Source organism: Actinoplanes sp. NPDC051343, assembly GCF_044455125.1.
GTDB lineage: Bacteria > Actinomycetota > Actinomycetes > Mycobacteriales > Micromonosporaceae > Actinoplanes.
Map to the genome: position 1 here is coordinate 95,826 of NZ_JBITEL010000023.1, position 11,310 is coordinate 107,135.

At 69.1% G+C, this 11,310-nt stretch carries 13 protein-coding genes; 5 read left to right on the plus strand and 8 right to left on the minus strand.

The window, feature by feature from the left end; all coding sequences use genetic code 11:
• Positions 1-94 precede the first annotated feature (94 nt).
• Complete coding sequence (locus ACIA5C_RS45650) at positions 95-487, minus strand: DUF427 domain-containing protein (protein ID WP_396067017.1); 393 nt, start codon at positions 485-487, stop codon at positions 95-97.
• Positions 488-534: 47 nt separating this feature from the next.
• Between ACIA5C_RS45650 and ACIA5C_RS45655 the strand changes: the two genes are divergently transcribed.
• The 3 genes from ACIA5C_RS45655 to ACIA5C_RS45665 are packed head-to-tail and all read left to right on the plus strand — an operon-like array spanning position 535 to position 1,631.
• Positions 535-996, plus strand: coding sequence for an aminoacyl-tRNA deacylase (locus ACIA5C_RS45655; RefSeq protein WP_396067019.1), 462 nt, complete (start codon positions 535-537; stop codon positions 994-996).
• A 38-nt stretch (positions 997-1,034) separates the two neighbouring features.
• Positions 1,035-1,226 carry a hypothetical protein gene (locus ACIA5C_RS45660; protein WP_396067021.1) on the plus strand — a complete coding sequence of 64 codons (192 nt, stop codon included), beginning with the start codon at positions 1,035-1,037 and terminating at the stop codon, positions 1,224-1,226.
• 54 nt (positions 1,227-1,280) lie between these two features.
• A complete protein-coding gene (locus ACIA5C_RS45665; protein WP_396067024.1) occupies positions 1,281-1,631 on the plus strand; it encodes a UBP-type zinc finger domain-containing protein in 351 nt (116 codons plus the stop codon).
• On the opposite strand, the gene ACIA5C_RS45670 is transcribed toward ACIA5C_RS45665, so the two are convergent.
• Genes ACIA5C_RS45670 through ACIA5C_RS45690 form a run of 5 tightly spaced genes read right to left on the minus strand, consistent with a single transcriptional unit; the run spans position 1,556 to position 6,615 of the window.
• On the minus strand, positions 1,556-1,930 hold the full coding sequence (locus ACIA5C_RS45670; protein WP_396067026.1) for a DeoR family transcriptional regulator: 375 nt from the start codon (positions 1,928-1,930) through the stop codon (positions 1,556-1,558). The two genes, ACIA5C_RS45665 and ACIA5C_RS45670, sit on opposite strands and share 76 nt — an antisense overlap.
• On the minus strand, positions 1,927-3,411 hold the full coding sequence (locus tag ACIA5C_RS45675; protein WP_396067028.1) for a glycoside hydrolase family 36 protein: 1,485 nt from the start codon (positions 3,409-3,411) through the stop codon (positions 1,927-1,929). The genes ACIA5C_RS45670 and ACIA5C_RS45675 overlap by 4 nt, the downstream gene beginning before the upstream one ends.
• A 26-nt stretch (positions 3,412-3,437) precedes the next feature.
• The gene (locus tag ACIA5C_RS45680) at positions 3,438-4,775 is read right to left on the minus strand and encodes an ABC transporter substrate-binding protein (protein ID WP_396067030.1); all 1,338 of its coding nucleotides are present in this window, start codon (positions 4,773-4,775) and stop codon (positions 3,438-3,440) included.
• A 16-nt stretch (positions 4,776-4,791) separates the two neighbouring features.
• Positions 4,792-5,667, minus strand: coding sequence for a carbohydrate ABC transporter permease (locus ACIA5C_RS45685; protein ID WP_396067032.1), 876 nt, complete (start codon positions 5,665-5,667; stop codon positions 4,792-4,794).
• Between the two features lie 9 nt (positions 5,668-5,676).
• Positions 5,677-6,615 (minus strand): carbohydrate ABC transporter permease, encoded by a 939-nt coding sequence (locus ACIA5C_RS45690; RefSeq protein ID WP_396067034.1) that lies wholly within the window; start codon positions 6,613-6,615, stop codon positions 5,677-5,679.
• A 136-nt stretch (positions 6,616-6,751) separates the two neighbouring features.
• Between ACIA5C_RS45690 and ACIA5C_RS45695 the strand changes: the two genes are divergently transcribed.
• Together ACIA5C_RS45695 and ACIA5C_RS45700 are read left to right on the plus strand one after the other, a co-directional pair.
• On the plus strand, positions 6,752-9,061 hold the full coding sequence (locus ACIA5C_RS45695) for a fibronectin type III domain-containing protein (RefSeq protein WP_396067037.1): 2,310 nt from the start codon (positions 6,752-6,754) through the stop codon (positions 9,059-9,061).
• 74 nt (positions 9,062-9,135) lie between these two features.
• On the plus strand, positions 9,136-10,308 hold the full coding sequence (locus ACIA5C_RS45700) for an ROK family protein (protein WP_396067039.1): 1,173 nt from the start codon (positions 9,136-9,138) through the stop codon (positions 10,306-10,308).
• Here the strand turns inward: ACIA5C_RS45700 and ACIA5C_RS45705 are convergent.
• Together ACIA5C_RS45705 and ACIA5C_RS45710 are read right to left on the minus strand one after the other, a co-directional pair.
• On the minus strand, positions 10,274-10,879 hold the full coding sequence (locus tag ACIA5C_RS45705) for a GrpB family protein (protein ID WP_396067041.1): 606 nt from the start codon (positions 10,877-10,879) through the stop codon (positions 10,274-10,276). The genes ACIA5C_RS45700 and ACIA5C_RS45705 overlap by 35 nt on opposite strands.
• Before the next feature lie 5 nt (positions 10,880-10,884).
• Entirely contained in the window at positions 10,885-11,223 is a 339-nt protein-coding gene (locus ACIA5C_RS45710) for a nuclear transport factor 2 family protein (RefSeq protein ID WP_396067043.1), read from the minus strand.
• Positions 11,224-11,310 lie beyond the last annotated feature (87 nt).

Below are 11,310 nucleotides of genomic sequence, written 5' to 3' on the forward strand. Positions count from 1 at the left end.
CGGCCGCCCGGGCGCCGGCCGGCCCGGCGCGGGCCGCGATCCACGACGTACGCCTGCGGCTGCGCGCCGACCAGCCGGCGCCGGACCGCCCCATTCAGGAACGATCCCCGTCGGCCTCCACATCGATCGACTCGACGCGGTCCGGGTAGAAGGCGACATGCCCCTTGATGGCGGCCACCGACGGGTACGGGTTCCGGTACTCCCAGACGGCGTCGACGGCCGTGCTGTCATCCACCGTGATCGAGTAGTAGCTTGCCTCACCCTTGTAGGGGCAGTAGCTTTCGGTCGCGGTGCGCTGCAGAACCGACTCGTCGACGTCGTTCAACGGCACGTACTGCACCGGCGGATAGGTCGCCTCCTGCAGCGTGAGCGCGTTCCGGGTGTCCACGATCACCTTCCCGGCCACCGTCACCACCACCCGGCTGGAGCTGGGCGTGACCGTGATCGGGTGATCCGGTCCGGGCTGGAGAACGGGCTTGTCAGCCATGACGCCTTCTTCCTTGATAGTGATCCGTCAGAGATAAAGTCTGCCTCATGCCGGGACCCGCCGAATCAGCCGCAGCCGCTCTCGGATTAGCCTACAAACTCGTCCACCACGGCCCGGCCAACAGCCTCCTCGAGGCCGCGGCGGCCCAGGGCATCCCCGCGGCCGACCTGGTGAAGACCCTCGTCGTACGCCGAGGCGAAGGCGACTACCTGTTCGTCCTGGTACCCGGCGACCGGGTAATCTCGTGGCCGAAACTCCGGGCCCTCCTCGGCGTGAACCGCCTCGCCATGCCGGACGCGGCGACGGCCCTCGAAGCGACCGGCTACGAGCGGGGGACGATCACGCCGTTCGGCTCTTCGACCCCGTGGCCGGTCATCGCCGATGTCCGGACCGAAGGGCGCACCATCAGCCTGGGCGCCGGTGAGCGCGGGGTCGCCCTTCAGGTCTCCGCGTCCGAGGCGGTCGCCGCTCTCGGCGGGACGTTCGCGGACGTTACCGAGGCTGCTTGAGGCTTCCGCACTCCGGGGAATCGCGGAAGTCGGCTTCGGTGAATAGTCCTGCAGCGGCTCTGGTGGGTCTCGACTTCACCGCCACCAACATCAGGGAGATCCGTGCCGCCCTCCCGGAGGTCCGCGGCCTGGCCGTGACTCTCGCCGACCGTGCCACCCGCCCCGGCACTCGCTCGAACACCTATCTCTCCACCCGCAGAGCCCTGGAAGCCTTGATCAACTCCCGGTGAAGGGCAGGGAAGTCGAACCCGCAAAGCGCAACCGGACCGGGTAGGTTCGGGAACGTGACGACCGAAGAAGCAATCCAGCCTGACATCCCGCCCTCCGGCCCCGGCTGCGTGGAATGCCTCGACGGGAGCGGCTGGTGGTTCCACCTGCGGCGCTGTGCCCAGTGCGGCCACATCGGCTGCTGCGACAGCTCACCGTCGCAGCACGCCACGGCTCACTGGAAGGCGACCGGCCATCCCATTATTCAGTCGTTCGAACCGGGCGAGGACTGGTTCTGGGACTACTCGAGCGAGCAGGCCGGCGAGGGTCCGGCTCTGATGGCGCCCGACAGTCATCCGGCCGAGCAGGGTGTGCCCGGGCCGTCCGGTGCGGTGCCCGACGACTGGCGTACGAAGCTGCACCGGTAGAGGACCGACAGCGCCTCCTGCAGTGCTGACTCGACCGCGGCGAGGTCGTCGCGGTCGAGGGCGTCGCAGGCCTGGCTCAGCCACCCGGCGATCAGGGTGGGTGCGGGCCGGGCCGGGCGGCGGGCTGCGCCTCCGTGCACGCGGACGAGGAATCCGGTCGAGGACAGCAGGGCCAGGTCGCGGTGTGTTGTGGCCATCGACGCGCCGGTCGCGGTGCGTATCTCGGTGACGGTCGCGTACTCCTGGGTGGCCACCAGGTCGAGGATCCGCTGGTGGCGGACGGCCGCCAGGGTGGTCATGAGATCGGGTAGAGCTGGCCGTCGGTGGCGACGGCCGGTGTGAAGTCGACGGGGCGGCCGTCGATGGTGAAGCGGTAGCGGTCGAGCTGTACGACGGCGGGCCGTTCCGTGAGGAATTCGCGCAGGGCGGCCAGTTCGGCCTGGCTGAGCCAGGACGGTGGGTCGGAGACGGCCCGGAAGTCGCACAGTACGGCGAGGTCGCGCAGCCACTGCATCTGCTGGGGTGTGAGCAGGTTGAGTTTGCTGCGGAAGTAGACGACGTCGGGGTCGATGTCGATGAGCGGTGACTGCCACAGCCGGTGCACGCTGTTGACGACGGCGTTGCGCGCGGTGGCGTCCGACGGGTCGGTGGTGGCGTAGTTGTCCCACATCGGCGCCACGTCGGGCCCGCTGCGGATGCCGTCGAGCAGGCCCAGTGACGGCAGCAGCAGCGCGCCCGATCCGAGCAGATAGACGTCGTCGCCGGCCACCGACCGCACCAGTTCGAGGGCCGAGCGGTAGGTCGTCTCGGAGCCGAGCGCGGCCGCGTTGATGAAGTCGAGCTTGAGGTAGCGGAAGCCCCAATCGTGCACGATTGTCGAGATGAGCGCGGCGACGTGCGAGCGGCAGTCCGGCGACGACATGTCGAGCGCGTAGTAGGGGCCGCCCCAGTTGTAGCCGGCGATCACCGGCGAGCCCGCGGAGTTCCGCATGAGCATGGACGGGTGCGAGGTGGCGAGCGATGAGCCGGGCAGCGCGATGAACGGCGCCAGCCACAGGCCGGGCCTGAATCCGGCGTCGCTGATGCGGGTGGCCAGCGCGCGCATCCCGCTGGGGAATTTCGGGTTCGGCGTCCAGTCGCCGACCATCATCTCCCAGCCGTCGTCGATCTGCACGACGTCGAACGGCAGTCCGGAAAGGTCGGCGATGTCCTTCGCCAGCTGCGTCTCGGTGACGGTTTCGTAGTAGGCGTACCAGCTGCACCAGACGTTTCCGGCCCGGCGGCGATTGCCGCCGCCGAACCGCAGGGCCAGTTGGTCGGTGTAGGCGCGGAACACTTCCGCTTCTTTCCCGTACGCCAGGAACCAGCCGTCCTCGGAGGAACAGCCCGATCCGTACCAGCCGGCGACGGTGTCCTGATCGGCCACGAGCCGGGCGGTGCCGAGTCCGAGCGCGCCCAGCAGCAGCGTACGACCGTCGCGGCCCTGCAGGGCCGCGACCGCCGATCCGTGATGTCTCGCCGGGTCGTCGAAGGCCGGGTCGTCGGCCGTGACCAGGCGTTCCGGGTTGGGTACGCGCAGCGGTGGCTCGCTGAGCCGCCGCCAGCCGGTGGGGCTCCACGAGTTCTGCCCGTGCCGGTAGAAGGACGCGTCGCCCAGCCCGTGCAGGATCGCGACGCGGCCGCCGGGCAGCACGACGCCGCCGTCAACGGGCCGCGGTGTGCTGGGGCCGGACTGCTGCAGGGCGAAGGTCCGGCCGTCCAACCGCACGAGCTGAGCCATGGTTCTCCTATCAGGCCGAGGAACAGTTACTTGAGCAGACCGTTGACCTGGTCGTTGGCCTTCTTCAGGGCCGGCGCCGGCGCTGATCGGCCGAGCACGACCGACTGGATCGAGTCCTGGACGATCTGGCTGATCTCGTTGCCGTGGTCGGTGATCGGCAGGAAGAAGGTGCCGCCGGTCGCGGCCGCCTCGTCGGTGAAGACCCGCACGTCGCGGCCGGCCGCCTGGTGCGCGGCGAGCGCCTTGGCGGTGCTGGTCTTGATCGCCGGGAAGACCACCGCGTGCTGGGCCACGATGTCCTGGCAGGCACTCGACCCGAGGAACTTCACCCAGGCCCAGGCCTGGTCGGGGTGTTTGGTGCCGGCGTAGATGGCGTCGGACAGGCCGTTGATCGCGGTCTTGCGACCGGCCGGGCCGGTGGGCAGCGGCGCGAGGGCGTACTTCTGTTTGGTGCCGTCGCCGAGGTAGGTGCCGATCGTCCACGAGCCGGTGATCGTGAAGGCGCCCTTGCCGCTCTCCATCACCGCGTCGCGGCTGAGCGTGGACTGCTTGTCGAACGGCGGCGCGTAACCGGCGTCGATGAGGTGCTTGAACCAGGCGATGGTCTCGGCCAGCCTGGGGTCGTCGTAGTTGTAGTGGGTCCCCCACGGGTTCTTGTCGAGGAAGCTGAACCCGTCGCTGACCGCGAGGTCACCCCAGCCGTTCTGGCCCTGGGCGCCGTCGGCCCACTCGGGCAGGAAGCCGTACGTCTTGACGTGCGCCTTGTCGAAGGCCGGGTCGAGCCCGTTGTGGCCGCCGGTGTCGACGGTCGCCGTGGCGATCGCCTTTTCGAACGTGCCGCCGTCGGCCGGGTTCCACGTCAGGCCGGTCAGACCACTGGTGTCTTTGACCAGTTGCTTGTTGTAGACCAGGGCCATCGTGTCCCAGTCCTTCGGAAGGCCATATCGTTTGCCGTCCTTGACGAACAGGTCGGCGAGCCCGGCTTGATATTGCGTGAGGTCGACCTTGTCCTTGTCGACGAACGGCTGGATGTCGAGGATCTGGTTGCTGGAGACGAACTGCGGATAGTAGGACGCGTGGTCGGTCCAGACGTCGGGCGCGCTGCCGCCGGCCAGTTGCGTGGTGAGGTTCTGCCAGTACTGGGTCCACGCGGTCTGTGTGATCTTGACGGTGACGTCCGGGTTGGCCCTGGTGAACGCGTCGGCGCATTCCTGATAGGCCGGCTGCTGCTTGTCGTCCCAGAGCCAGTAGTTCAGGGTCACCTTGCCGCCGGCATCGCCGGCGGCGGACCCGTGGGAGCAGGCTGCGAGAGGAAGCGCGAGCGCCGCGGCGGCTAAAAATGCGACCGTACGGGGTGGAAGCACGGTGAATTCCCTTCGTTTATTTGATGCCGGTGAAGTTCAGGGATTGGACGAGCCGTTTACCTCCGAGCAGGAGCAGCGCGCCGACGGGCAGGACGGACAGCACCGATGCGGCCATCAGCCCGGTCCAGTCCGGCTGGGTGTTGGGGGATTGCTGGAGGAACACCCCGAGCGCCACGGTCAGCACCCGGGTCTGCTCCCCGCGGCCGACGAGCAGCGGCCACAGGAAGTCCTTCCACGCCCACACCGCGGTGGTGAGCGCGATCGTGAGCAGCGGTCCGCGGCTCATCGGCATGACGACCCGCCAGAAGATGCCCCACCGGCCGGCGCCGTCGAGCACCGCCGCCTCTTCGACCTCGCGGGGCACCGAGAGGAAGAACTGCCGCAGGAAGAAGACCGCGAACGGGGTCATCAGCAGGTTGGGCGCGACCATGCCGGCGAACGTGTCGATCAGGCCGAGGTTCTTCACCAGCGTGAAGTTGGGGAGCAGGGTGAAAATCGGCGGGACCATGAGGGCCGCGACGAGGATGCCGAAGACGAGGTCGCGGCCGGGGAAGCGGAGCCGGGCGAAGGCGTACCCGGCCATCGCGCAGCAGAAGGTCTGCACGGCCGCGATGCTCAGCGCGTAGATGCCGGAGTTCATCGTGTAGCGCAGGAAGTTGATCTGCGCGCCGGAGCCGCCGGCCTTGCGGGCGGCGTCGGCGTCGACCAGCCCGAGCACCCGCCAGAAATTGATCATCGTGGGGTGGGCCGGGAGCACGCCGGTGCTGTCGGTGTAGAGGTCGGCGGCGGGCGTGACCGCCGTACGGATCATCCAGTAGAACGGCAGGATCGTGAGGATCAGGAAGACGATCAGCGCGGTCCAGGCGCCGATGCGGCCGAGGTTGAGTCGCATCAGCGCCTCTCAGTTCAGATCGGATCGGGAGGCGCGCAGCAACCGCATCTGCACGGCGGTCAGCAGGCCGAGGATCACCACGAGGACCATCGCCGCCGACGCGGCGTAACCCATGTGGAAGTACGTGAAGGCCTGCTGATAGATGTAGAAGTAGATGACCCGGGTGGCCCCGGCCGGGTCGCCCTTGGTGGTGACCGCGACCGTGTCGAAGATCTGGAACGACCCGATCAGCGAGACGACCAGCACGAGCGCGAGCACCGGGCGCAGCAGCGGCAGCGTGATCCGGCGGAACATCCGCAGTTCGCCCGCTCCGTCGAGCGACGCGCTCTCGTAGAGGTGCTCCGGGACCTGCAGCATGCCCGCGTAGAGCAGCAGCGCGGTGTACCCGGTGTAGGCCCAGCTGTTGATCAGTGCGATCGAGGGGATGGCCCAGCCCGGCGAGGTGAGGAAGCCCTGGTTGCTCAGGCCGACGGCGGTCAGCAGGTGGTTGACGAAGCCGAGGTTGGCGTCGAGCAGCCACATCCAGAGCAGGCCGACGGTCACGTTCGGCACCAGCCAGGGCAGCAGCAGGGTCGCCCGCAGCACGACCGAGCGGGTGAGCCGGTGCATGAGTGCGGCCAGGCCGAGCGCGAGCAGCGTCTGTGAGGCGATGTTGAGCACGACGTAGTACGCCGTGACCTTCATCGAGTTCCAGAACTGGGTGTCGTGCACGAGGTCGGCGTAGTTCCGGCCGCCGACGAAGGACGGGATGTTGAGCAGGCTGTAGTCGGTGAGCGAGTACCAGGCGCCGCGGATCGTCGGGTAGAGGTAGAACACCGCGAAGCCGAGCAGCACCGGCAGCAGGAACAGCCAGGCCACGCCGCGGTCGTCGCGGCTGCGGCGGGGTCCGGCCGGCGCGGCGGGCGGGTTCGGCAGGGGTGGGGCGGGCGCCGCGACGGGGTGGGACATCGCCACGATCCGACCTCTTTTCATCAATCGAAGTTCGTCGACATCGGTGTCTTGCGGTAGAGGCCCTGCGGCCGCTAATAATGATGAAGCTCATGGAAACTTTGTCAACATCTCCTCAAAAAAGCTCGGAGGCCCCATGCGCTTCCTTCGATCCCTCGTCCCGGCCGTACTGGTCGCCGCGGTGCTGGTGGCACCGCACGCCGCCGCCGCGGCACCGGCCGGCCCACCCCCGCGACCGGCGCCACCGTCGGCGCCGGGCCCGTCCCTCACCGACCACCCGTTGACCGCCGCCCCGAGCCCGCTCGACAACCCGCTGAAGGGGTTCGCGCGCTTCTACTTCCCGGGCGACAACCAGAACTCGGGCTATCCCCGCTCGCTGGCCTGGAGCTACTTCGGCCTCTCCGAGGTCATGACCAGCGCCTCCAACTGCGGCACCTACGACTGGTCGATCGTCGACAACGCGCTCGACGAGATCGCGTCGTACGGCAACCAGGCCGCGATCCGCTTCTACCTGGAATATCCGGGCGGCACCGGCAGCCATCCCGGCAACGCGATCCCGCACTGCTTCGACGGGCACGTGACCTACCGCAACAACACGTACTGGGGCACCGTCTCGCCCGACTACGACAGCCCGTACCTGCTCGACGCGGTCACCAGATTCATCGCCGCGTTCGGCGCCCGCTACGACGGTGACCCGCGGATCGGGTTCATCAACCTCGGCATCGTCGGGCTCTGGGGCGAATGGCACACCTGGCCCTTCGACACCGACACCGCGGACGGCTATCCCAACCTGATGCCGACCGACGCCGACGCGGCGAAGATCATCAATGCGTACGACACGGCGTTCAACAAGACCAAGCTGGAGATCCGCTACCCGGACTCGGCCGGCGGGGCGGCGAACGCCCGCGACATCGGCTATCACGACGACTCGTTCTGCTATCGCGAGGGCTCGCCACTGGCCGGCGTCACGCTGCCGCAGTCACTCGGCGGCGCCGACTACGCCCAGCTGCAACGCGCGCTCAACCAGGGCGTCGAGAACAAGTGGACCACCGACTCGATGGGCGGCGAGGTGCGCCCGGAGATCCAGAGCTCGGCCTTCACGTCCTGGCCCGGCGGCTCCGGCCAGGTCGACAACATGAAGGCGTGCATCGAGCTCGAGCACACCACCTGGAAGATCAATCAGACCAGCGAGAGCTACTCGCCGTCGGATCCGAACGTCGCCGCGGCGGTCCGCCTGATGGGGTACGACTTCACGGCTACCCACGCGTACTTCCCGAACAGCGCCACCGGGAGTACGACCGTGGGCGTAACCGTCGCGAACAACGGGGTGGCGCCGTTCTACTACCCGTGGACGGTGTCGCTCGGCCTCAAGGACTCGTCGGGCAACGTGGTCAAGACCTGGGACACCTCGTGGGACCTGCGCAAGGTCATGCCCCTGAAGATCCGGGCGTTCCCGGACTGGAACGTCGGCGCCGACCCGACGTACCTGGACTACGGCTACCCGCAGTACTACCAGTCCGCGGTCGACCTGGCCGGAGTGGCCGGTGGCTCGTATCAGCTCGTCATGAAGGTGAAGAACCCGCTCGAGGCGCTCAGCCCGGCGGCCAAGAAGCTGCGCTTCGGCAACGCGACCCAGAACGCGGACGGGTGGCTCGGCCTGGGCGCGTTCTCGGTCGGCTCGGGCGGCGGGGGCGGCGACACGACCGTGCCGTCCGCGCCGACCGGGCTCACCGCGCCGAGCAGGACCTCGAACAGCGTCTCGCTCAGCTGGAACGCGTCGACCGACAACGTCGGGGTGGCCGGCTACCGGGTGCTGCGTGGCGGCACGCAGGTCGGCACGACGTCGACGACCTCGTACACCGACAGCGGGCTCGCGCCGTCGACCGCGTACACGTACTCGGTGAAGGCCTACGACGCCGCGGGCAACACGTCGGCTGCCTCCTCCGCGCTGACCGTCACCACCTCGGCCGGGAACACTACGCCGCCGGGCCTGGTCCTCGACGACTTCGACGGGACGCCGGTCTACCCGGGCGCCGCGCTGAACGACCTCGGGAAGTGGACCGGCGGGAACTGCTTCCTCAACGGCGGCGGCAACGGCGTCGAGTCGGGCGGGGCGCTGGCCCTGCAGTACAACAACTGCGGGTGGTTCGGTAGCGACGTCAACACCGACCTGTCCGCGTACAAGTACCTGGTCATGCGGATCAGGGGCGCGAGCGGCGGGGAGCAGAGCCACTTCCACCTGAGCCTCGGCGGGACGACGAAGATCTTCGGTGACTTCGTGCTCGACGGCGGCGGCCACCCCGCGATCACCACGTCCTACCAGGACATCAAGATCCCCCTGACGGCCAACGGCATCAGCCGATCGGCACCGGGCCAGCTGTCCATGGGCTTCTGGTACGGCGGAAACAGCGCGATCAGCATCGACAGCCTCTCCTTCACCACCTGATGTACCGGTTTCCCATCGCCGGGGACAGTTCGTAAACTCCATAGCGATATTGCCGGGCGGTGGGGGGTCGTGCTGTGACGGATCAGGCCACTACGGGAGCCGACCTGTCACGGTTGCGCGAGCTCAACTCGCTGACGGTGGTCCGCGCGCTGCGCGATCAGCCGCCGACCACCGTCACCGAACTCGCCGGTCTGACCGGGCTCTCGCGCCCCGGCGTCGACGTCATCGCCCAGGGGCTGGTCGCCGGCGGCTGGGCCGAGGTGGTCGAGCCGGGCGCGAGCAGCACGGTCGGCCGGCCCGCACGGCGCTACCGGTTCCGGGCCACCGCCGGCTACGTCATCGGCATCGACGTCGGCGCGCACAAAATACTGGCCCTCCTCGCCGACCTCGACGGCAACGTCACCCACACCGTGCGGCGCTCGGTCGACGCGGACGCCGACCCGTCCGCGCGCCTCGCCGCCCTCGACGAGATCGTCGCGGTCACGCTGGAGGAATCCGGCAAGAGCGCCTCCGAGATCTGGGCCGTCACCATCGGCGTCACCGGCCCGGTCGACGCCAGCGGCCGCACCACGCTGTTCACCCCGCTGCCCGGCTGGCGCACCGTCGACCTGGCGGCCCACCTCAGCGACCGGTTCACCTGCCCGATCCTGGTCGAGAACGACTGCAAGCTGGCGGCGCTGGCCGAACGCTGGCGGGGGACGGCCAGCGACGCCGACGACATCGTCTTCGTCCTCGGCGGCATGCGCACCGGCGCCGGCCTGATCATCGACGGCGTGCTGCGCCGCGGTTTCGGTGGTGCGGCCGGCGAGATCGGTGCGCTCAAGGCCGTACGCTGGCTGGCCGCCCCCGCCCACCTGCAGAAGTGCCCCGGCGTGCCGGCCACGGTCACCCCCGACGACGCGGCGGCCTGGGTCTTCAACGCGGCCCGCGACGGCAACCGCGACGCGCGTACGGCCGTGAACCGTTACGTGAAAGACCTGGCCGTGGGCACCGCGGCTCTGGTACTCGCCCTCGATCCGCAGGTCGTGGTCTTCGGCGGCGGGTTCTCGCGGTCGGCCGACCTCGTGCTGGACCCGCTCCGGCGCGAGTTGCAGAAACTGTGCCTCCGCGTGCCCGACGTCCGTGCGTCGACGCTCGGCGCCGACAGTGTGGCGCTGGGGGCGTTGCGGCTCGCGCTCAACGAGGTCGACCAGCGCCTCTTCTCGGCCGGGCTCAGCGCGCCGGTCGCTCCGCGGCGCGACGTTTGACCGTGACGCTTTCCTGGTTTCCGCCGGCCGCCCAGTGTTCGGCCGCGGCCATCAGGATCTCGGTGGCCGGCGCCTTGATCCGGCCATAGGCCAGCAGATCGGGCACGCCGGCCGCGAGGCGCTGTTTGAACGCGCCCCACGCCCGCCGGGCATCGTCGTCGGCCCGCAGATAATCGCGGAACAGCAGGGCGAATCGCGCGTTGGCGCCCTGCGCGACGCGCACGTGGACGTTCACCGCCCGGCTGCCCTTTCGCGGCGCGAACACCAGTTTGCGAAACTCCCGGCCGCCGGTCACCTCGACCCGGTTCCACGGTTCGGGGCGGACGCGGAAGCCGCCGCCCTCGAAGAGCGCGACCAGCGTCCCCTCATCGAGAGCCGCCACCTGCACCTGAACGTCGATGCAGTCCTTGGCCGCCAGCCCGGGCACCGAAGTCGACCCGACATGATCGATGGCAACCGCTCTGCCGCCGAGCAGGCCGCGCAGTTCCGCGGCGATCGCCGCGAACTCGTGCGGCCACCCCGGCCGATAGTCGACGACGGTCGCGACGAGGCTCTCGTCCGGAAAGGGCACGGCGATCAGTCGAACCGCACGAGCAGGCGCGTGATGAGCCCCTCCGCCCGCTCGATTTCCATCGTGCCGGTGCCGCCCCTCGACCACTCGAAGGCGACCAGGTCGGTGTCCCCGCGGGCGCGGACACCGCGGATGCGCATGGTGTCGTCGGGCGGGTTCGCCTCGTAGGCGGCGGCGATCGCCGCCCGACCCTCGAACGGCCCGACCGGCGGGCCGACGAACTCGAGGACCGCATCCGGGTGGAGGGTCGCGACCAGAGCCGACCAGTCACCGCTGGTCACGGCCCGGTTGAAGCGGTCGACGTGCTCGCGGGCCGCTCGCCCGTCCGGGACACCTCTAGACATCTTTCGCGGTCAGGGTCTGGTCGGTGTTGGTGGAGATAGACCTGTTCCGGTGAGGTAGCCGTCGATCAGACGGGTGCGGTATTGCAT

What these genes read in the sequence shown, in the direction of transcription:
- ACIA5C_RS45690 (WP_396067034.1), bottom strand. Translation starts at nt 6,615, where the DNA reads ATGTCCCACCCCGTCGCGGCGCCCGCCCCACCCCTGCCGAACCCGCCC.
- ACIA5C_RS45675 (WP_396067028.1), bottom strand. Translation starts at nt 3,411, where the DNA reads ATGGCTCAGCTCGTGCGGTTGGACGGCCGGACCTTCGCCCTGCAGCAG.
- ACIA5C_RS45685 (WP_396067032.1), bottom strand. Translation starts at nt 5,667, where the DNA reads ATGCGACTCAACCTCGGCCGCATCGGCGCCTGGACCGCGCTGATCGTC.
- ACIA5C_RS45670 (WP_396067026.1), bottom strand. Translation starts at nt 1,930, where the DNA reads ATGACCACCCTGGCGGCCGTCCGCCACCAGCGGATCCTCGACCTGGTG.
- ACIA5C_RS45695 (WP_396067037.1), top strand. Translation starts at nt 6,752, where the DNA reads ATGCGCTTCCTTCGATCCCTCGTCCCGGCCGTACTGGTCGCCGCGGTG.
- ACIA5C_RS45650 (WP_396067017.1), bottom strand. Translation starts at nt 487, where the DNA reads ATGGCTGACAAGCCCGTTCTCCAGCCCGGACCGGATCACCCGATCACG.
- ACIA5C_RS45710 (WP_396067043.1), bottom strand. Translation starts at nt 11,223, where the DNA reads ATGTCTAGAGGTGTCCCGGACGGGCGAGCGGCCCGCGAGCACGTCGAC.
- ACIA5C_RS45655 (WP_396067019.1), top strand. Translation starts at nt 535, where the DNA reads ATGCCGGGACCCGCCGAATCAGCCGCAGCCGCTCTCGGATTAGCCTAC.